16 protein-coding genes and 1 other RNA gene are annotated in these 18,084 nt (G+C 61.8%); 11 read left to right on the forward strand and 6 right to left on the reverse strand.

Annotated elements, in window-relative coordinates; genetic code table 11:
* Positions 1–26 precede the first annotated feature (26 nt).
* From ACYG9Z_RS17755 to ACYG9Z_RS17765, 3 genes are all read right to left on the reverse strand, one after another.
* Complete coding sequence (locus tag ACYG9Z_RS17755; protein WP_023751919.1) at positions 27–1,889, reverse strand: extracellular solute-binding protein; 1,863 nt, start codon at positions 1,887–1,889, stop codon at positions 27–29.
* Positions 1,889–3,766: an extracellular solute-binding protein gene (locus ACYG9Z_RS17760; RefSeq protein ID WP_023751920.1), complete on the reverse strand. Its 1,878-nt coding sequence runs from the start codon at positions 3,764–3,766 to the stop codon at positions 1,889–1,891. Before ACYG9Z_RS17760 ends, ACYG9Z_RS17755 begins: the two co-directional genes overlap by 1 nt.
* Positions 3,767–3,917: 151 nt before the next feature.
* Positions 3,918–4,583: a c-type cytochrome gene (locus tag ACYG9Z_RS17765; RefSeq protein ID WP_023751921.1), complete on the reverse strand. Its 666-nt coding sequence runs from the start codon at positions 4,581–4,583 to the stop codon at positions 3,918–3,920.
* 193 nt (positions 4,584–4,776) lie between these two features.
* Here ACYG9Z_RS17765 and ACYG9Z_RS17770 point away from each other — a divergent pair, with 193 nt between their 5' ends.
* A complete protein-coding gene (locus ACYG9Z_RS17770; protein ID WP_023712584.1) occupies positions 4,777–5,502 on the forward strand; it encodes a 3-deoxy-manno-octulosonate cytidylyltransferase in 726 nt (241 codons plus the stop codon).
* 53 nt (positions 5,503–5,555) lie between these two features.
* Positions 5,556–6,419 (forward strand): prephenate dehydratase, encoded by an 864-nt coding sequence (locus tag ACYG9Z_RS17775; protein WP_023682034.1) that lies wholly within the window; start codon positions 5,556–5,558, stop codon positions 6,417–6,419.
* Between the two features lie 7 nt (positions 6,420–6,426).
* On the opposite strand, the gene ACYG9Z_RS17780 is transcribed toward ACYG9Z_RS17775, so the two are convergent.
* From ACYG9Z_RS17780 to ACYG9Z_RS17790, 3 genes are all read right to left on the reverse strand, one after another.
* The gene (locus ACYG9Z_RS17780; RefSeq protein WP_023669515.1) at positions 6,427–6,732 is read right to left on the reverse strand and encodes a Dabb family protein; all 306 of its coding nucleotides are present in this window, start codon (positions 6,730–6,732) and stop codon (positions 6,427–6,429) included.
* A gap of 75 nt (positions 6,733–6,807) precedes the next feature.
* Positions 6,808–7,749 carry an NAD(+) diphosphatase gene (gene nudC, locus ACYG9Z_RS17785; RefSeq protein ID WP_023751922.1) on the reverse strand — a complete coding sequence of 314 codons (942 nt, stop codon included), beginning with the start codon at positions 7,747–7,749 and terminating at the stop codon, positions 6,808–6,810.
* Between the two features lie 35 nt (positions 7,750–7,784).
* The gene (locus ACYG9Z_RS17790) at positions 7,785–8,204 is read right to left on the reverse strand and encodes an HIT domain-containing protein (protein ID WP_023669517.1); all 420 of its coding nucleotides are present in this window, start codon (positions 8,202–8,204) and stop codon (positions 7,785–7,787) included.
* 157 nt (positions 8,205–8,361) lie between these two features.
* On the opposite strand from ACYG9Z_RS17790, the gene ffs reads away from it, so the two are divergent.
* The 9 genes from ffs to nikC all read left to right on the forward strand — a co-directional run bounded on the left by ffs (position 8,362) and on the right by nikC (position 18,080).
* Positions 8,362–8,458, forward strand: an RNA gene (ffs, locus tag ACYG9Z_RS17795) — signal recognition particle sRNA small type.
* 204 nt (positions 8,459–8,662) lie between these two features.
* Positions 8,663–10,474 (forward strand): DNA polymerase III subunit gamma/tau, encoded by a 1,812-nt coding sequence (locus ACYG9Z_RS17800; RefSeq protein ID WP_023669518.1) that lies wholly within the window; start codon positions 8,663–8,665, stop codon positions 10,472–10,474.
* A gap of 31 nt (positions 10,475–10,505) precedes the next feature.
* On the forward strand, positions 10,506–10,829 hold the full coding sequence (locus ACYG9Z_RS17805) for a YbaB/EbfC family nucleoid-associated protein (RefSeq protein ID WP_023669519.1): 324 nt from the start codon (positions 10,506–10,508) through the stop codon (positions 10,827–10,829).
* Positions 10,830–11,044: 215 nt separating this feature from the next.
* Positions 11,045–12,013 carry a cell wall hydrolase gene (locus ACYG9Z_RS17810; RefSeq protein ID WP_023669520.1) on the forward strand — a complete coding sequence of 323 codons (969 nt, stop codon included), beginning with the start codon at positions 11,045–11,047 and terminating at the stop codon, positions 12,011–12,013.
* 96 nt (positions 12,014–12,109) lie between these two features.
* Positions 12,110–12,715, forward strand: coding sequence for a recombination mediator RecR (recR, locus tag ACYG9Z_RS17815; protein ID WP_023669521.1), 606 nt, complete (start codon positions 12,110–12,112; stop codon positions 12,713–12,715).
* 175 nt (positions 12,716–12,890) lie between these two features.
* Positions 12,891–14,168 carry a lytic murein transglycosylase gene (locus ACYG9Z_RS17820; RefSeq protein ID WP_023751923.1) on the forward strand — a complete coding sequence of 426 codons (1,278 nt, stop codon included), beginning with the start codon at positions 12,891–12,893 and terminating at the stop codon, positions 14,166–14,168.
* A gap of 264 nt (positions 14,169–14,432) precedes the next feature.
* Positions 14,433–16,076: an ABC transporter substrate-binding protein gene (locus ACYG9Z_RS17825; protein ID WP_023708185.1), complete on the forward strand. Its 1,644-nt coding sequence runs from the start codon at positions 14,433–14,435 to the stop codon at positions 16,074–16,076.
* A gap of 19 nt (positions 16,077–16,095) precedes the next feature.
* The gene (locus tag ACYG9Z_RS17830) at positions 16,096–17,163 is read left to right on the forward strand and encodes an ABC transporter permease (protein ID WP_023669524.1); all 1,068 of its coding nucleotides are present in this window, start codon (positions 16,096–16,098) and stop codon (positions 17,161–17,163) included.
* Positions 17,160–18,080 carry a nickel transporter permease gene (gene nikC, locus ACYG9Z_RS17835; protein ID WP_023682024.1) on the forward strand — a complete coding sequence of 307 codons (921 nt, stop codon included), beginning with the start codon at positions 17,160–17,162 and terminating at the stop codon, positions 18,078–18,080. Before ACYG9Z_RS17830 ends, nikC begins: the two co-directional genes overlap by 4 nt.
* The last annotated feature ends 4 nt before the right edge of the window (positions 18,081–18,084 follow it).

Raw genomic sequence — 18,084 nt, forward strand, 5'->3', positions numbered from 1 at the left:
CTGCCAATCCTGCGCGAATGCTCATGTCAGGCTTTGCCAATCTTTGCCGCCTTGCCCTTGTCGAACCACCACAGCGTCTCGACCGGAAAGCCGAAATCGGGTTTCAGTTCGGGAAAGCCGAACATGTCCCAATAGGCGACGCGGTGATTCGCCAAGTACCAACTAGGAATCCAATCAAGCCGCGCGCGCAAGACCCGGTCGAGCGCTCTAAGCGCCGTGACGAGTTCGTCTCGGGTGGTCGCCTTGCCTGCCGCCACGATCAGCGCGTCGACGGCCGGGCTCTCGGTGCCGGGATAGTTGCGCTGCCCCGGCGTTTTCGCCATCCGCGAGTCATAGAGCATCTCCAGGCCGTCGGCAGTCGGCGTCGCCCCGATCGACCAGTGAAGCATGTTGAAATCGAAGTCGAAATCACTCTGCCGCCGTTCATATTGCGTGGAATCGACCTGCCGGATCGAAGCGTCGATCCCAATCGCCTTCATATTCTCGGCCCATGGCGTGAAGATCCGAACAAGTCCATCGTCTTCGGCCAGCATCTCCACCTTCAGCCGCTCGCCCTTGTCGTTGACGACGAAGTTGCCCGAACGCTTCCAACCGGCTTCGGCAAGCAGTCTTGAGGCCCCGCCCAACAGCTTGCGGTCGTGGCCTGAGCCGTCCGACGCCGGCTGCATCACGGGTTCGCCAAATGTCTCCGGCGGCAACTCGGCGCGAAACGGTTCCAGCAGCGTCAGTTCCCCGGGCGAAGGCAAGCCTTCGGCCTTGTAGTCGGATCGTTCGAAGTTCGATTGCGAGCGCTCATAAGAACCAAAGAACAGAACCCGCTGGATCCATTCGAAATCAAAACAATTGGCGATAGCCCGTCGTACGCGGAAGTCCCTGAAGTGGGGTCTCCGCTGGTTGAGCGCGACAGCCTGCATGTCTGGCGTCTTCTCACCGGGAAACTCGCGTTTGACGACCTTGCCATCCTTCAATGCCGGGAAATCGTAATCAGATGCCCACACGCGCGCGGTAAATTCCTCGCGAAAATGCGTGTCGCCCTTCTTGAAGGCTTCAAACGCCGCCTGGCGATCGAGATAGAAGTCGATGCGGATGCGGTCGAAATTGTTGATGCCGCGGTTGACGGCGAGATCGCGGCCCCAATAGTCGGCGACGCGATCGTACTCGACAGTCTGTCCTGCCGCTACGCGGCCCACCTTGTATGGTCCCGAGCCGAGTGGCGGCTTCAACGTCGAGGCATCGAAGGTGTTGGCCGCATAAAAGGCCTTGGACACGATCGGCATGTTGACGACCGAAAGGATGTTTTGCGCCGACTGTTCGCCATTGAAGGTGAGGTCGAGGGTGACGGGGTCGACGGCAACCGCTTCCGTCATGTGCCGCAACGCCTTGGACAGGTTCGGGTGACCCTCGTTCTTATAGAGCTTCAAGGCGAAGACAACGTCTTGTGCGGTCAGTGGCGAACCGTCATTGAAACGCGCTTGCGGTCGCAGGCTGAAGCGAAAGCCGTTGCGGTCCGCAGACAAGGTGACGGACTCGGCAAGCAGGCCGTAGACAGCATCCGGTTCATCGAGCGCGCTTGCCATCAGCGAATCGAAGCAGAGTTCGGTGCGCGGCGGTGAATCGCCTTTCAGCACCAGGGAGTTCAGCGTGTTGAAGGTCAGGAAACTCTGATTCAAGGTCGCGTTCGGCGGCGCGAAATTCATCTGGCCGCCCTTGGGCGCATCCGGATTGACATAGTCGAAATGGGTGAAACCCGGCTTGTATTTGAGATCGCCAAAGGCTGACAGGCCGTGCAGTTTGGTGCCGGTCGCAACGTTGGCGAAAGCTTTGCCGGGCAACAGGGCCGCCGCGGCTGCAGCACCACCGAATGCCAGGAAGTCGCGGCGGGTGGCCATCAATTGCTGCCCCTGTATTTAGCCGCCAGCGCCTTTTCCCTATCGAGGTCGATCCACCAGGAATCCGTATCGACACCGCGATAGCTCGGCTGCTTGGCCGGAATGCCGAACTTGTTCCAGTATGCCATCCAGACTACCGCCCGGTGATATTGCGGCACCACGTAGAAGTTCCACAACAGCACCCGGTCGAGCGCATGGGTAGCTGCGACCAGATCCGCACGGTCGGTGGCAAATATGACCCGGTCGACTAGCGCATCGACGACGGGATCCTTGATCCCCATCAGGTTGCGTGAACCCGGCCTGTCGGCAGCCTTCGAGCTCCAGAAGTCGCGCTGCTCGTTGCCGGCTGAATCCGATTGCTGGAACTGCGACGTGATCACATCGAAATCGAAATTGTTGACGCGATTGACGTATTGGGACTGGTCAACAATGCGAAGCGTGGCATCGATGCCGATCTTGCGCAGGTTGGCGATGTAGGGATTTGAGATGACCTCGTCGGTGTCGTACCAGCCGAGGATTTCGAACTTGAACGGCTCGCCGGTCTTGGCGTTGACCATCTTGCCGCCCTTGATGACCCAGCCTGCCTGGGCAAAGAGATCGACAGCCGTCTTCAGGTACTTCCGTTCCGCCTGTGGCGAGTCGTAGACCGGTAGCTTGAATTCCTGCGTAAAGAGTTCCGGCGGCAGCTTGTCCCGGTACTTCTCCAGGATTTCCAGTTCCTTGCCTTGCGGCAGCCCACGCGATGCCAGTTCGGTGTTCTGGAAATAGCTCGACGTCCGCGTGTTGAAGCCGAAGAACAGGGTACGGTTCATCGTTTCAAAATCGAACGGATAGGTCAGCGCCTCACGCACCAAACGATTCTGGAACTGCGACCGCCTTTGGTTGAGGACAAACGCCTGCATCGGCTCTGGGGAACTGGTTTTGAATTCCTGCTTGATGACATCGCCGGCCTTGATCGCTGGGAAATCATAGGCTGTTGCCCATTTGCGGGAACTGAGTTCCTGATTGATGTCCTCGAATCCACCCTTGGTGAAGGCCAGCCATGTGGCATTGTTGTCGAGAATATAGGTGTATCGCTTGATGTCGAAATTCTCGCGGCCGATTTTTACCGGCAGCTTGGCTGCCCAGTAATCCGGCACGCGCTGCCAGACGATCTCAGAACCCGGTTTGAAGCTGGCGATCTTGTATGCGGCGGAACCGAGCGGCGGCTCCAGGGTCGGCTTGGTGATATCGCGCTTCTTGCCGTTGGCATCGGTGCCTTCCCACCAGTGCTTCGGCAGCACCGCAAGATCGCCGACGATTTGCGGCAGTTCGCGGTTGCCCTTCTGGTTGAAATGGAACTCGACCTCGCGGTCCGAGATGGCGACCGCGTCGGTAACGTTCTCGAAATACCGGCTGTACTGCGGGCTGTTGGCCTTCAGCACTTGGAATGACCAGATCACGTCGTCGACTGTGATCGGCTGGCCGTCGTGCCATTTGGCTCTCGAGTCTATGCGATAGGTGGCCGAGGAATAATCAGCAGGATATTTGAATGCGTCTGCGATCAGCGCGTGGTTGGTGCTGCCTTCGTCGGTGGCCTGCTCCGTCAGGGTGTCGTAGAGAAGACCGCCCGCGAACGGCGTAAAACCGGCTGCCGGTGACCCCTGAACGATGTAGGGATTGAAGCTGTCGTAAGTGCCGAGCACCACCGAATTCAGCGTGCCGCCCTTCGGTGCGTCCGGATTCACATAATCGTAGCGCTGGAAACTCTCGCCATATTTGGACTCGCCGATCAGCGAGGAGGTGGTGTGCCATTCATCCGCGGCTGCTGCTTGCAACCCGGCAGCCACAACGGTTGCTGCCAGCAGGGACCTCAGAAGCGTTCGGCCAACCGTCATGCGTTCTCCTCTTCGCGATGCCCGGCAATCCTAAATGATTTGACGCCGGTGAAAACCGCCATGCGGCGGCTTTGTCGCCGCATATGCGATTTTCCTAACAAAAAGCCGGGCTGAACCCGGCTTTTTTGAGATCATGGAGATGACAATTCGGTTATTTGGCGGGCGCCGGTGCCGGCGCCACAGGGGCGGGAGCTCCACCTTCAGCCGGCTTGGCCGGAGCGGCACCCTCGGCCGGCTTGGCGGGCGCCGCTGCATCGGCGGCGGCACCTGGCGTCGGCAGCGGCTTCGGACTATCCGACAGCGTGCGCAGATAGGCGATGACGTTGGCGCGGTCCTCGTCCTTCGGCAGGCCGGCAAAGCCCATCGCAGTGCCCTTCACGAATTTCTTCGGCGAGGTGATGAAGTGGTTGAGGTTGTCATAGGTCCACTTCTCGGCGCCGCCCTTGGAAAACTCTTTCATGCCGGCCGAATAGGCAAAGCCCTCATGCTCGGCGACGGGGCGGTCGACGATGTCCCAGAGATCCGGGCCGACCTTGTTGGGGCCGCCTTTTTCGCCGGAATGGCAGGCCTGGCATTTCTTAAAGACGGCCGCACCTTGCTCGACATTGGCGGTGGCCAAAAGGTCGGCGATCGGCTTGGCCTCTGCCGCGGGTCCGGCGGCGCCGCCTTCGGCAGGCTCCGTCGCCTCGATGGCAAAGCCGGGTTTTTCCGGCGCCGGCGAGGCAAACAGGGCGTCGGACACCAAACCGACCGAGAAGACGACGAAACAGGTTCCAAGCAACCCGGCGAGCAGTTTGTTGACTTCGTTGGAATCCATACGCCCCAGGGCTCCCTTTTCCGGCGGACCTCTCCGTCCACTCCGTCCGTCGGTATCGTGACCCACCCCGTCGAGCCGGTCAAATCGGGCGGAAACTAGGTCTTTTGCTTGGGCGTTGCAACACCTATAAGGGCGCTTCCAGTGAGACCTTTTGCCACTTTCCCCATCCTCTTTCGAACGCCTTGCAACCTCGATGTCCACGCTCATCCTGATCCCGGCCCGCATGGCCTCGACGCGCCTGCCGGGCAAGCCGCTGGCCGACATAGCCGGCGCGCCGATGATCGTCCATGTCGCCCGCCGCGCCGCTGAGGCTGGGCTTGGCCGGGTGGTGGTGGCAACCGACACGCGCAACGTGGCCGAAGCGGTGCGCGCGCACGGTTTCGAGGCGGTGATGACGCGCACCGACCACGAATCCGGTTCCGACCGTATCTTCGAGGCGCTGACCGCCCTCGACCCCGATCGCAAGGTCGAAACCATCGTCAATGTGCAGGGCGACCTGCCGACCATCGATCCCAAGATCATCGGTGCGGCGCTGAAACCGTTCGAGGACGCTGCGGTCGACATCGCCACGCTCGGCGTCGAGATCGTCCGCGACGAGGAAAAGGCCAACCCCAACGTCGTCAAGATCGTCGGTTCGCCGTTGTCGGCGACGCGGCTGAAGGCGCTCTATTTCACCCGCGCCACCGCGCCCTGGGGCGAGGGGCCGCTCTATCACCATGTCGGCCTCTACGCCTATCGGCGCTCAGCCCTCGAACGCTTCGTCGCGCTAAAACCGTCGCCGCTCGAACGGCGCGAGCGGCTGGAGCAGTTGCGGGCGGTGGAGGCCGGTATGCGCATCGATGCCGAGATCGTGCAATCGCTGCCGCTCGGCGTCGACACGCCGGAAGACCTCGAACGCGCCAGACAAATTCTTTGCTGAGAAGACAAATCCTTTCCTGACACCGCAGATCCTTTCAAACCTGAGATATCGGCATGCCTGACAAGACCAACAGAATAGCCTTCCAGGGCGAACCGGGCGCCAATTCCGACACCGCCAGCCGCAACATGTTCCCTTCGATGGAGCCGTTGCCGTGCCCCACCTTCGAGGATGCCTTCAACGCGGTCGAGACCAACAAGGCCGACCTCGCCATGATCCCGATCGAAAACACCATCGCCGGCCGCGTCGCCGACATTCATCATCTCTTGCCGGAATCGAAACTCCACATCGTCGGCGAGTATTTTCTGCCGATCCACTTCCAGCTGATGGTGCTGCCAGGCGTCAAACGCGAAGAGATCAAGACCGTGCACAGCCATATCCATGCGCTGGGACAGTGCCGCAAATACATCCGCAAGAACGGTTGGAAGCCGGTGATCGCCGGCGACACGGCGGGCTCTGCGAAGCTGGTCTCGGAGCTCAAGGACCGCACCATGGCCTCGCTCGCCCCGGCGCTAGCCGCAGAACTCTACGGCCTCGACATCATCGAGAAGAACGTCGAGGACACGGACTCGAATGTCACCCGCTTTGTCGTGCTGACCAAGGACAAGCGATTGGCCGAACGGCCCTCGGCCGACACCAAGATGATGACGACCTTCATGTTCCGTGTCCGCAACGTGCCGGCTGCGCTCTACAAGGCAATGGGCGGTTTCGCCACCAACGGCGTCAACATGACGAAGCTGGAGAGCTATCAGTTGGGCGCCTTCACCGCGACGCTGTTCTACGCCGATATCGAGGGCCATCCCGACGATCCACTGGTCAAGCTGGCGCTGGACGAACTGCGCTTCTTCTCGCGCGAAGTGCGCATTCTGGGTGTCTATCCCGCCAGCGAGTCGCGCGAGCAGTGGAAGGTCGCGGACTAAGGTTCCCCTAAACCAGCAGGGTCAGCGGCACATAGTCGATTTCCATGAAGGTTTCGACTTCCGGGATCCAGCGGTCGCGCACGAAGGCAACGTGGTCGGGATGCTCGTTATATCTGGTGTAGGCGGCCTGATCGACGAACTCCATCGAGAAGCCGAAGTGATAGTCGTTCTTCGGGCTGACTTGCCGCAGCGGCTCGAAATGGGTGACGCCCTTGATTGCGCTGAGAATGCGCTTGGCATCGGAGAGGAACCGCTTTTCCTCCAGCGAGTACTGCGGGTGCTTCAGGGTGAAAACCACGGTGTGACGGATCATTTTTTGCTCCCGTTAAGCAATTCCAGGAAAAGTGTGAAGCGGTTTTCCGTCCGGAATTGCGTAAAATAACAAGTCTTATTCGCTGTCGACCCAGGCGCGGATCAGATGATGCGCGATCGCGCCTTTCGGCGGCGTGACCAGATTGTCCTTGTGCGTCCTCTCCAGCATGGAACGCACCTCGTCGCGAAAAAACCAGCGGCAATCTTCCAACTCGTTGAGATCGGCCTGGATGTCGTCACTGAGCGGTTCGCCGAAACAGCCGATCATCAGCGAATAGGGGAACGGCCAGGGTTGGCTGGCATGGTAGACAACGCGGCCGAGCCGGATGCCGGCTTCCTCCAGCGTTTCGCGGCGCACCGCCGCCTCGATCGTCTCGCCCGGCTCGATGAAGCCGGCAAGCGCCGAGTACATGCCGGGCCCGAAATGCCGGCCGCGGCCGAGCAGGCATTTTTCCCGCGTCGCCGTCAGCATAATCGCCACCGGATCGGTGCGTGGAAAGTGCTCGGTGCCGCAATTTGGGCAATGGCGCTTGTAGCCGCCGGCCCGCATTTGCGATTCATGGCCGCATTTGCTGCAGAAGCGATGGGTGGCATGCCAGGCAAGCAGGGCGGCGCCTTGCGCCAGCGCGCCCGCTGCCGCCTCGTCGATCAGCCCCTGCATATAGACCGAGCGATAATCGATCGCCTTCATGGTCTCCGGCAGCTGTTCGGGATCGAGGCCGACCGGCACGGCAAGTACCGGGCCGCTCTCGGCAAAGCCAAGCAGCACGCCTTGTGCGAGTGATGGCTGCAGCTTCTGGCTCTCAGCCAGATCGAACCAAGGGTCGAAGCTGCCATCGTGCAATTTCAGATACAGCCGTCCGCCATGCATCGGCAGAAGACGTGCCGAGGGATCGGCCAACGCCCTTTCGACGGAATCGTCGGCGCGGTTCTCGGATTGCCGATCAATCGTGTTTCCGGCGAAGCCGACGAACTGGCTCGGTTCGCGCAAGGGCGCGTCAAAAAGGCGAAGGGTCATGGAAGCTCGAACGTCTAGGGATGGACACAGGCGGCTTATAGCGCCGCCTTGATCTGTTGCGCAAACTGGCGGATGCCTGAACGCTCATAGGGCTCGCGCATGCCGTGCCCCCACACCGGCCCCGGCCAGCCCGGATCGCCTTCCGAGCGGGCGATGACGTGGACATGCAATTGCCGAACGATGTTGCCGAGCGCGCCGGTGTTGATCTTGGTGCAGCTCGTGGTTCTTTTCAGCGCCTGCGCCACCATGTTGGTTTCGAAGGTCAACATCGCCTGGTCGAGCGGCGTCATGTCGTGGATTTCTTCGGCCCCCGGCCGCTGCGGCACCAGGACCAGCCATGGCCAGCGGCTATCGTTCATCACCCTGAGCTCGCACAGGCCGAGCCACATCAGCTGCTCGCTATCCGCCTCCAGCCTGGAGTCGAGCGTGAATCCGGCCTTGAGGCCCGGTAGCATTGGCGTTTCCCTTGCGCTTCTCGCATTATTCCCAAACTCATCACGCTAGAGCGGCTGCACGGGGGCTGCAAGCGATTCATTGAGCGGCGGAGTTCACGGGCATCCGATTCTCAATGCACCCTTGCATTTGATCGCTGAATTGCCGATATGGAACGCGGGAGGTTGGTGGTGGACGATCCACTCGCCAACCGGGTCAGGTCCGGAAGGAAGCAGCCCTAACGAGCCCGGAACGGGTCATTGTTCCAGCCTCCCACCTCATCGGCCCCTCTCGCGACATTGACGACGCATTGCAGCGCGGGCGAGACTATTGGAGCAATTCCAGGGAAAGTGTGAGCGGTTTCCCGTCCGGAATTGCGTTAAAGCAAAGGGTAGAGCGGTTTGCCGTTTCAGAAAACGGTGAAACGATCTAGCAGGAATCGGCTACGCTGAGACGCGGCCTTTTGGAGCTTTACGGGCGAATGAGCGAAGCCGGAAATTCGGACCCCGAAAACCTGGAGAAGCAAAAGGCCGTCGCCTATCGCGTGCTGGCGCGCAAATATCGTCCGTCGAATTTCTCCGAACTGATCGGCCAGGAGCCGATGGTCCGCACTTTGACCAACGCTTTCTCCACAGGCCGCATCGCCCAGGCCTGGATGCTGACCGGCGTGCGCGGCGTCGGTAAGACCACGACGGCGCGCATCCTGGCGCGGGCGCTCAACTACAAGACGCCGACGGTCGACCATCCCTCGGTCGACCTCGCCCTCCTGGGCGAGCACTGCCAGGCGATCATGGAAGGCCGCCATGTCGACGTCATCGAGATGGACGCCGCGTCGCATACCGGCATCGACGACATCAGGGACATTATCGAGCGCGTGCGCTATGCCCCGGTGTCGGCGCGCTACAAAGTCTACATCATCGACGAAGTGCACATGCTCTCCACCCAGGCCTTCAACGGCCTGTTGAAGACGCTGGAAGAGCCGCCGCCGCACGTCAAATTCATCTTTGCCACCACCGAAATCCGCAAAGTGCCGATCACCGTGCTGTCGCGCTGCCAGCGTTTCGACCTGAGACGCATCGATGCTGGCGCACTGGTCGCGCACCTCTCCTCGATTGCCGGCAAGGAAGGCATATCGGTCGACGACGACGCGCTGGCGATGATCGCGCGCGCCGCCGAAGGCTCGGCCCGCGATTCGCTCTCCATCCTCGACCAGGCGATCGCCCATGGCGGCGGCGCCGTCAGCGCCGAAGCGGTGCGCGCCATGCTGGGTCTCGCCGACCGCGCCCGCATCGTCGACCTGTTCGAACATGTCATGAAGGGCGATGTGGCGGCCGCCCTTGCCGAATTCCGCAACCAGTACGACACCGGCGCCGATCCGGCTGCCGTGCTGACCGATCTGGCCGAATTCAACCACCTCGTCACCCGGCTGCGCTTCGTGCCGACGGCTGCCGACGACGCTTCCCTGTCCGAGGATGAGCGCCGCCGCGGCGCCGACTTCGCCAGCACGCTGTCGGTCAAGGTTCTGTCGCGGACCTGGCAGATGCTCTTGAAAGGCATTCCCGAGGTGCAGTCGTCCAACCGCCCGGTCAGCGCCGGCGAGATGGTGCTGATCCGCCTGGCGCATGCCGCCGACCTGCCGACGCTGGACGAGGCGCTGAAATCTCTAGAGAGCGGCGCTCCGGCGTCCGGTGGTGTGTCACGCCCGAATGGTGCGCCGGTAAATGCCGGCAATGGCGGCGGCGCCAGCGCGGTAGCGCAGACCCGGATGCCGTCCGGGCCAGCCGGTGCGCAAACCATGCGATTGGTCGACGCGCCCCCGGTCGCCTTTGTCGCGCCTCCGCAGCCGGTCGTCGAGCCGCAATCGCCGCCGCTGAAATCGCTGGCCGATATTGTCGCTCTTGCCGACGCGCAGCGTGACATCGCCTTCAAGGTGCTGGTCAAGAGCTGTATTCGCCTGGTGCGCATCGAGCCCGGCCGTATCGACGTCGGCCTGACCGCCGATGCGCCCAAGATGCTGCTCAACGACTTGACGACGAAGCTGCGCGCCTGGACCGGCCGCAACTGGCTGGTGTCATTGTCGAAGGAAGAGGGCGGCCAAACGCTGGCCGAGATGGAATCGACCAGGCGCGAGACTGCTTTCTCCGACGCGAAAAGCGATCCGGCTGTGGCCGCCATCCTGGCGCGCTTTCCCGGCGCCAAGATTATCGACGTGCGCATTCCCGACGCGCCGGAAGTCGACACCGACAAGGCCGAAGCGCCGGTCGAGCCGCCATCCGACGACGACGAAACCTGACCATAGCCACGAATCCGCAAAGGACCCGACCATGAAAGATCTTCTCGGCCTGATGGGCAAGGCGAAGGAAATGCAGGCCAAGTTCCAGGCCATGCAGGACGAGATCGCGACGATTGAAGCAAGCGGGCAGGCGGGCGGCGGGCTGGTCAATGTCACGCTGACCGGCAAGTTCGAAATGAAGTCGCTGAAGATCGATCCGTCGCTGTTCAAGGAGGACGAGGTCGAGATTCTCGAAGACCTGCTGCTGGCCGCTCACAATGACGCCAAAAATAAGGTCGAGCAGATTATGCAGGAGAAGACCAAGGCGCTGACGGCAGGCTTGCCGATCCCGCCCGGAATGAAATTGCCGTTCTGAGCCGGCCCAACCAGTTAATTGATTATGAAGGGAAATCGGCTGCGGAGGCTGTTGTTAAGACTTTCTCGGGCTTTGCTCACGGACATATCCGGGCATTTATAAAGTTTTACCTATGCTGCACGAAAGCTAATCCTTTAGCCATCTTTTTGCCTTTAAGAGTCTCATTCTTGCCACATCTCGGGGCGAGCTGGCATCTGGACAATGAGGCATTTTTGTTGATCGCTACGCGATGGAAGACGCCGCTTCTGCTCGGCATTATCTTCTCTCCTGTGTTCCTGGCCGGTTGCAGCCAGACCACGTCTTCGCATGGCCTGTCGGTCGCCAGCCTGACCGACGCCATCACGCCCAGCTTCCTTTCGACGCGCGCCTACCGCAACACGCCGAAGGAGAAGGAATGCCTGGAGCGGGCGATGTTCTTCGAGTCCAACCGCTCGAGCCGTGACGGCATGATCGCCGTCGGCACGGTGGTGATGAACCGGCTGCGCTCCGGCAATCATGGCAGCACCATTTGCCAAGTGGTTGGCGAACCGGGCCAGTTCGCGCCCGGCGTGATGACGCGGGCGATGAATTCGAAAGCGATGCCCGATGTCGAGGAGGCCGCCGATGCGGTGCTCAAGGGCGAGCGCAAGGCCAAGCTGAAGAACACGATGTACTTCCACACCGCCGGACTGAGGTTCCCCTACAAGAACATGCATTACACCATGGTTGCCGGCGGCAACGCCTTCTACGAGAAGCGCGGTCGCAACTGGCAGCCGCTGCCGGATGAATCCACGACCATGGTTGCCTCGGCGCAGCCGCGCGCGCCTGTGCCTGAAGCGCCGTTGCAGGTTGCCTACGCCGAGCCGGTGGTGAAGACCATTGTCCGTCCAGATCCGGCCAAGCAGGCCGCGGCGGTTCGCGCAGCCAAGGCGACACGTGCCCCGGCCGAGCAGACCTATGTGACGGCTTCCGCGGCGCCCGCCAAGAGCGCCCGCGTCGCCGCCAAGCAGACGGAGGTGGCGATGCAGGAGCCGATGGCCGAGCCCGATGCCTCGCGTTTCGGCGGCACGCTGAACGCCCGCTACATCACCTCGGTTCCATCGGCAACGCAGGAAGCGTCGATGGGCTTCCAGTCGACGCCTGAGAACACCGACGCTATCGGCGCAATGATCGTCGATCAAACCCGGCCGCTCTCAGCCTACTGACGCCTAAAACAGTTTCCGAGCCCGCCATGGCAGCATGGCGGGCTCGGTGCGTATGCGCATGTTTCAAAGCGCGCGGAAAAATCCTAGATCAGTGCGATGTCGAAGCGAATCGCCGGTCCCGAGATCGAACGCCTGATCCAGCTCCTGGCCAAGGTCCCGGGGCTAGGGCCGCGTTCGGCCAGGCGTGCGGCACTGCACCTCATCAAGAAGAAGGAGCAGCTTTTGTCGCCGCTCGCCGCCGCCATGGCTGAAGCCGCCGACAAGGTGCGCATCTGCACGACCTGCGGCAATGTCGATACCTCCGACCCTTGCATGATCTGCACCGATCCGCGCCGCGATGCCTCGACGCTGATCGTCGTCGAGGATGTCTCCGACCTCTGGGCGCTGGAGCGGGCCGCGGCCATGAATGTGCGCTACCATGTGCTCGGCGGCACGCTGTCGCCGCTCGACGGCATCGGCCCCGACCAGCTCAATGTCCGCTCGCTGGTCGACCGCGTCGCCGGCGGCGAGGTGAAGGAGGTGATCCTCGCCGTCAACGCCACCGTCGAGGGCCAGACGACGGCGCATTATCTCACCGACCAGTTGTCGGGCTTCGAGGTCAAGGTGACACGACTTGCCCATGGCGTGCCGGTTGGCGGCGAGCTTGATTATCTGGATGAGGGTACGCTGGCAGCCGCGTTGCGATCGCGGACGGCGTTTTGACGCAATTGGCGGGGATGCTCCGGAGATGACAGCATTCCTTCGGGCCCCCCTCTGTCCTGCCGGACATCTCCCCCTCAAGGGGGGAGATCAGCAGCTTCTCGGGCGGCATTCTTCTTTCAACGCTGGTGGTTGGCGAAAACCGAAGCGACAGCCAATCTCCCCCCTTGAGGGGGAGATGTCCGGCAGGACAGAGGGGGGCGCGACAGAACGCGGATCTTTCGGATTGGCGCTCGTTGCGCTCCTCGCATCCCTTGTTGCCCTGCTTTTTGTAGCCCCCGCCTCCGCTGCCAAAATCGATGACCAGTTCCGCGCCTGGCTGCAAACCGATCTCTGGCCGCAAGCCCAGACCAAAGGCATCTCCAAATCCACTTTCGACGCCGCTTTCGACGGCGTGAAGCCGAACCTCAAATTGCCCGACCTCGTCCTGCCCGGCGAGAAACCCAAAACCCCGCAAAAACAGCATCAGGCCGAGTTCGGTTCGCCCGGCGCCTATTTCGCCGAAAAGACGGTGCGCGCCGTCACGTCAGGTGCGCGCACGCGCGAGGCGGCCAACGCCAAGACGCTGGCTGCGATCGAAAAGCGCTACGGTGTCCCGGGCGAGATACTGTTGGCGATCTGGGGCCGCGAGACCGGCTTCGGCGCGGCGAAAATGCCCTACGACGCCTTCGAGGTGCTCGGCACCAAGGCATTCATGTCGACCAAGAAGGACTTCTTCCGCACCGAGGTGCTGGCGGCGCTCGAGATCGTCGAGCATGGGTTGGCGCCGGTCGGCGCCATGAAATCGTCCTGGGCCGGCGCGCTCGGCCAGCCGCAATTCATGCCGACCTCGTTCCTGAAGCACGCCGTCGACTACGACGGTGATGGGCACCCGGACATCTGGAATTCGACGCCGGACGTGCTGGCCTCGATCGCCAATTTTCTCGTCCACTATGGCTGGGTGAAGGGGCGTGGCTGGGGTTTCGAGGTGACGGTTCCGGAAAGCGTTTCCTGCTCGCTCGAAGGTCCCGACCAGGGCAAGAAGATCTCAACCTGGGCGGCGATGGGAATCAGCCGCGTCGGCGGCAAAGCCTTTCCGGCCAACGAACTGAAGGCGGAAGGGTTCCTGTTGATGCCGGCCGGACGCAGCGGTCCGGCCTTCATCGCCACGCCGAATTTTTACGTGCTGAAGCAATACAACACCAGCGACCTCTACGCCCTGTTCATCGGCCATGGCGCTGACCGCATCGCCCATGGCGATGCTGATTTTGTCCGCAGCTGGGGTGCGGTCGGCGGCCTGCATCGTTCCGACATCGCCGCGCTGCAACGGGCGCTGGAGGCCAAGGGCTACGATGTCGGCAGCGCCGATGGTCTGCCCGGCTTCAAGACCCGCCGCTCGATCGGCTTCTGGCAGGAAAAGAACGGCCGCCCCGCCACCTGCTTCCCCGACGCCGATCTGGTTGCTGCCATCAAGTAACACCGAAAAGAGCAGATTTTTCCCCATCGGCGGCTGCAATTGGCTCGCCCATGCTTCGACGCGCACAGCATATTCCGGTCCAGTATGCCGGCTCGCAAAAATGCCCGTTGCCGGTTGGAGGGCTGCCGGATAGGGTGTTGACCAACTGGAAAAAAATCAACACGGTATGGGGTCTAACGGTCGTCCTCCGGCCGCGAAAAAGATTACTGCAGCCCTGAGCCGGGAACTCGGGGTCAACAATCAACAAAACAGGGAACAATCATCATGATGATGGAAAAGTTTGCTCTACGTTCGCGCGTCTGGCTCGCAGGTGCTGCCATGTCCGCTCTGCTCATTGGCGTCGCGCCGGCCTTTGCCGTGACCCCCGCCGACACGCTGGTCGAAGGTTTTGCCATCGACGACATCATCTCCATGGATCCGGGCGAGGCGTTCGAACTGTCGACCGCCGAAGTCACCGGCAACACCTATGATCTGCTGGTCCGCCTCGACCTCAGCGACACCTCCAAGGTCAAGGGCGACCTTGCCGAGAGCTGGACCGTCTCCGACGACGGCCTGGTCTATACGTTCAAGCTCAAGCCCGGCCTAAAGTTCGCTTCGGGCAATCCACTGACAGCCGGCGATGTCGCCTATTCCTTCGAGCGCGCCATCAAGCTGGACAAGCCGCCAGCATTCATCATCAACCAGTTCGGCATCAGCGGCGACAACGTCGCCGACAAGGCCAAGGCCGTCGACGACACCACCTTCCAGTTCACCGTCGACAAGGCCTATGCGCCGAGCTTCGTGTTAAACTGCCTGTCGGCAACGGTCGCTTCGGTCGTCGACGCAAAGCTGGTCAAGGAACATGTCGCCGCGGTGACGCCGAGTGCCGACTACAAATGGGACAACGATTTCGGCAACGCCTTCCTGAAGACCGGTTATGCCGGCTCCGGCGCCTACAAGCTGCGCGAATGGCGGGCCAATGAGGTCGTCGTGCTCGAGCGCAACGACAATTACAATGGCGAGAAGGCCAAGCTCGCCCGCGTCATCTACCGCAACATGAAGGAAAGCTCGGCACAGCGCCTGGCGCTCGAAGCAGGCGACATCGACGTTGCCCGCAACCTCGAGCCGAACGATCTCGACGCCATCGCCAAGAATGCCGATCTCACCACGACCAGCGCGCCGAAGGGCACGGTCTATTATATCAGCCTCAACCAGAAGAATCCGAACCTCGCCAAGCCCGAGGTTCGCCAGGCGTTCAAATATCTGGTCGACTACGATGCGCTGAGCACGACCATCCTCAAGGGCATTGGCGAGATTCACCAGACCTTCCTGCCCAAGGGCGTGCTGGGCGAACTGGACGAAAATCCGTTCAAGTTCGACGTCGCCAAGGCCAAGGAACTGCTGACCAAGGCCGGCCTGGCCGACGGCTTCAGCGTAACCATGGATGTACGCACGGGACAGCCGACAACGGGCATGGCGGAATCGATCCAGCAGACGCTTGGCCAGGCCGGCATCAAGCTGGAAATTATCCCGGGCGACGGCAAGCAGACGCTGACCAAATATCGCGCCCGCAATCATGACATCTATATCGGCCAGTGGGGCCAGGACTATTTCGATCCGAACTCCAACGCCCAGACCTTTGCCTCAAACCCGGACAATTCGGATGAAGGCAAGACCAAGACGCTGGCCTGGCGCAATGCCTGGGACATCCCGGACCTGACAAAGCAGACCGAAGCAGCCTTGCTGGAGAAGGATGCCGGCAAGCGCGCCGATATGTACAAGAGCCTTGAAAAGACGATCCTCGACACCAGCCCCTTCGTAATCATCCACCAGCAATTGGAAGTGGCAGGCCTGCGCAAAAACCTGAAAGGCTTTGCGCTCGGTCCGAGCTTCGACACCAACTTCGTCGGCCCGGTCTCCAAGGAATAGCGCCGGCGGACGCGCCCTGATGAGCGCGATTGAAAACCAGGCGACGGCGGGGCAGGGAAGCGCCCGCGCCGTCGCTATCTTGTTGGCGATCGGCCGCTTCCTGGTCATCGCCGTCACCACCTATCTCGGCCTGCTCGCGGTGACCTTTTTCATCGGCCGCGTCATCCCGATCGATCCGGTGCTGGCGGTGCTCGGCGACCGCGCACCGGCCAATGTCGTCGAGCGCACCCGCCGCGAGATGGGGCTCGACCTGCCGTTGATCGAGCAATTCTATATCTATCTCAAGCATGCGCTGAACGGTGATTTCGGCACCTCTGTGCTGACCACCAATCCTGTGATGACCGACATCCGCCGTGCCTTTCCGGCAACGATCGAACTGGCGACTTTGGGCACTTTGATAGGCTCGTTGATCGGCGTGCCGCTCGGCGTGCTGGCAGCGGTAAAACGCGGCAGTCTCATCGACCAGATCGTTCGCATTGTCGGCCTGATCGGCTATTCCGTGCCTATCTTCTGGATCGGGCTTTTGGGGCTTGTCCTGTTCTACGCCAAGCTCCAATGGGTAGCTTTTCCCGGCCGCCTCGACATCGTCTACGAGTACACATTCACACCGATCACCGGCTTCTACCTGCTCGACGCCGCGCTGCAGGGCCAGTGGGATGTCTTCTACGACGCTTACCGCCACATCATCCTGCCGGCAGGGCTGCTGGGCTATTTCTCGCTCGCCTATATCAGCCGAATGACGCGCTCCTTCATGCTGAACGAGCTGTCGCAGGAATACATCGTCGCCGCGCGCGCCAAGGGCCTGTCTGAAACGCGAATCATCTGGGGCCATGCGCTGCGCAACGCCGCGGTGCCGATGGTCACGGTGATCGCGCTGTCCTATGCCGGGCTGCTCGAAGGTTCGGTGCTGACCGAGACGGTGTTCTCCTGGCCCGGCATCGGCCTCTACATCACCAATTCGCTGCAGAACGCCGACATGAACGCCGTGCTCGGCGGCACCATCGTCATCGGTTCGGTGTTCATCGGCATCAATCTCCTGTCCGATGTTCTCTACAAGGTGCTCGATCCGAGGACGAAGACAGGATGAGCGCCGAAGCAATCCAAACGCGCCGCGATTGGCTGCTCAGCGATCGGCCGGCCTCGCGCATGCAGGCAAGGCTCGGCCGCGCCTATGTCGCCTGGCGGCGCTTTTCCGCCAACCGGCTGGCGTTTCTCGGCCTGCTCATCATCATCGCGCTGCTGCTGGTCGCCGCCTTTGCCGATGTGCTGGCGCCCTATTCGCCGACCATCGGCGATCTCAAGAACGCGCGGCTTTTGGCGCCGAGTGCGGCGCATTGGTTCGGCACCGACGATCTCGGCCGCGATATCTATTCGCGCATTCTTTTCGGCTCGCGCTGGACGCTCTACGTCGTCATTCTTGTCGCCGTCATCGCAGCCCCCATCGGCCTTTTGGTCGGCACCGTCGCCGGCTATGCCGGCGGCTGGACCGATGCCATTCTGATGCGCATTACCGACATCTTCCTCGCCTTTCCCAAGCTGATCCTGGCGCTGGCCTTTGTCGCGGCCCTTGGCCCCGGCATCGAAAACGCGGTGCTGGCCATCGCCATCACCTCGTGGCCGCCTTACGCCCGAATTGCCCGCGCCGAAACGATGACCGTGCGCAATTCCGATTACATCAAGGCGGTGCAATTGATGGGCGCCTCGCCGTTCCGCATCGTGCTGCGCCACATCATGCCGCTCTGCATCTCTTCGCTCATCATCCGGGTGACGCTCGACATGGCCGGCATCATCCTCACCGCCGCCGGCCTCGGCTTCCTCGGCCTGGGCGCCCAGCCGCCGCTGCCGGAATGGGGCACGATGATCGCGTCCGGCCGCCGCTTCGTGCTCGACCAATGGTGGGTGGCCGGCGCGCCGGGCTTCGCCATCCTCATCGTCAGCCTCGGCTTTAACCTGCTTGGCGACGGCCTGCGCGATGCGCTCGATCCCCGGAGTGGCGACCAATGAGTGG

It is taken from the genome of Mesorhizobium sp. RSR380A, assembly GCF_054719385.1.

Bases quoted from the DNA above. Each gene is read 5' to 3' on its own strand.
- ACYG9Z_RS17800 (WP_023669518.1), top strand. From the start codon at position 8,663: ATGAGCGAAGCCGGAAATTCGGACCCCGAAAACCTGGAGAAGCAAAAG.
- nudC (WP_023751922.1), bottom strand. From the start codon at position 7,749: ATGACCCTTCGCCTTTTTGACGCGCCCTTGCGCGAACCGAGCCAGTTC.
- ACYG9Z_RS17765 (WP_023751921.1), bottom strand. From the start codon at position 4,583: ATGGATTCCAACGAAGTCAACAAACTGCTCGCCGGGTTGCTTGGAACC.
- ACYG9Z_RS17805 (WP_023669519.1), top strand. From the start codon at position 10,506: ATGAAAGATCTTCTCGGCCTGATGGGCAAGGCGAAGGAAATGCAGGCC.
- ACYG9Z_RS17775 (WP_023682034.1), top strand. From the start codon at position 5,556: ATGCCTGACAAGACCAACAGAATAGCCTTCCAGGGCGAACCGGGCGCC.
- ACYG9Z_RS17825 (WP_023708185.1), top strand. From the start codon at position 14,433: ATGATGATGGAAAAGTTTGCTCTACGTTCGCGCGTCTGGCTCGCAGGT.
- nikC (WP_023682024.1), top strand. From the start codon at position 17,160: ATGAGCGCCGAAGCAATCCAAACGCGCCGCGATTGGCTGCTCAGCGAT.
- recR (WP_023669521.1), top strand. From the start codon at position 12,110: ATGTCGAAGCGAATCGCCGGTCCCGAGATCGAACGCCTGATCCAGCTC.
- ACYG9Z_RS17820 (WP_023751923.1), top strand. From the start codon at position 12,891: ATGTCCGGCAGGACAGAGGGGGGCGCGACAGAACGCGGATCTTTCGGA.
- ACYG9Z_RS17830 (WP_023669524.1), top strand. From the start codon at position 16,096: ATGAGCGCGATTGAAAACCAGGCGACGGCGGGGCAGGGAAGCGCCCGC.
- ACYG9Z_RS17770 (WP_023712584.1), top strand. From the start codon at position 4,777: ATGTCCACGCTCATCCTGATCCCGGCCCGCATGGCCTCGACGCGCCTG.
- ACYG9Z_RS17780 (WP_023669515.1), bottom strand. From the start codon at position 6,732: ATGATCCGTCACACCGTGGTTTTCACCCTGAAGCACCCGCAGTACTCG.
- ACYG9Z_RS17790 (WP_023669517.1), bottom strand. From the start codon at position 8,204: ATGCTACCGGGCCTCAAGGCCGGATTCACGCTCGACTCCAGGCTGGAG.
- ACYG9Z_RS17755 (WP_023751919.1), bottom strand. From the start codon at position 1,889: ATGGCCACCCGCCGCGACTTCCTGGCATTCGGTGGTGCTGCAGCCGCG.
- ACYG9Z_RS17760 (WP_023751920.1), bottom strand. From the start codon at position 3,766: ATGACGGTTGGCCGAACGCTTCTGAGGTCCCTGCTGGCAGCAACCGTT.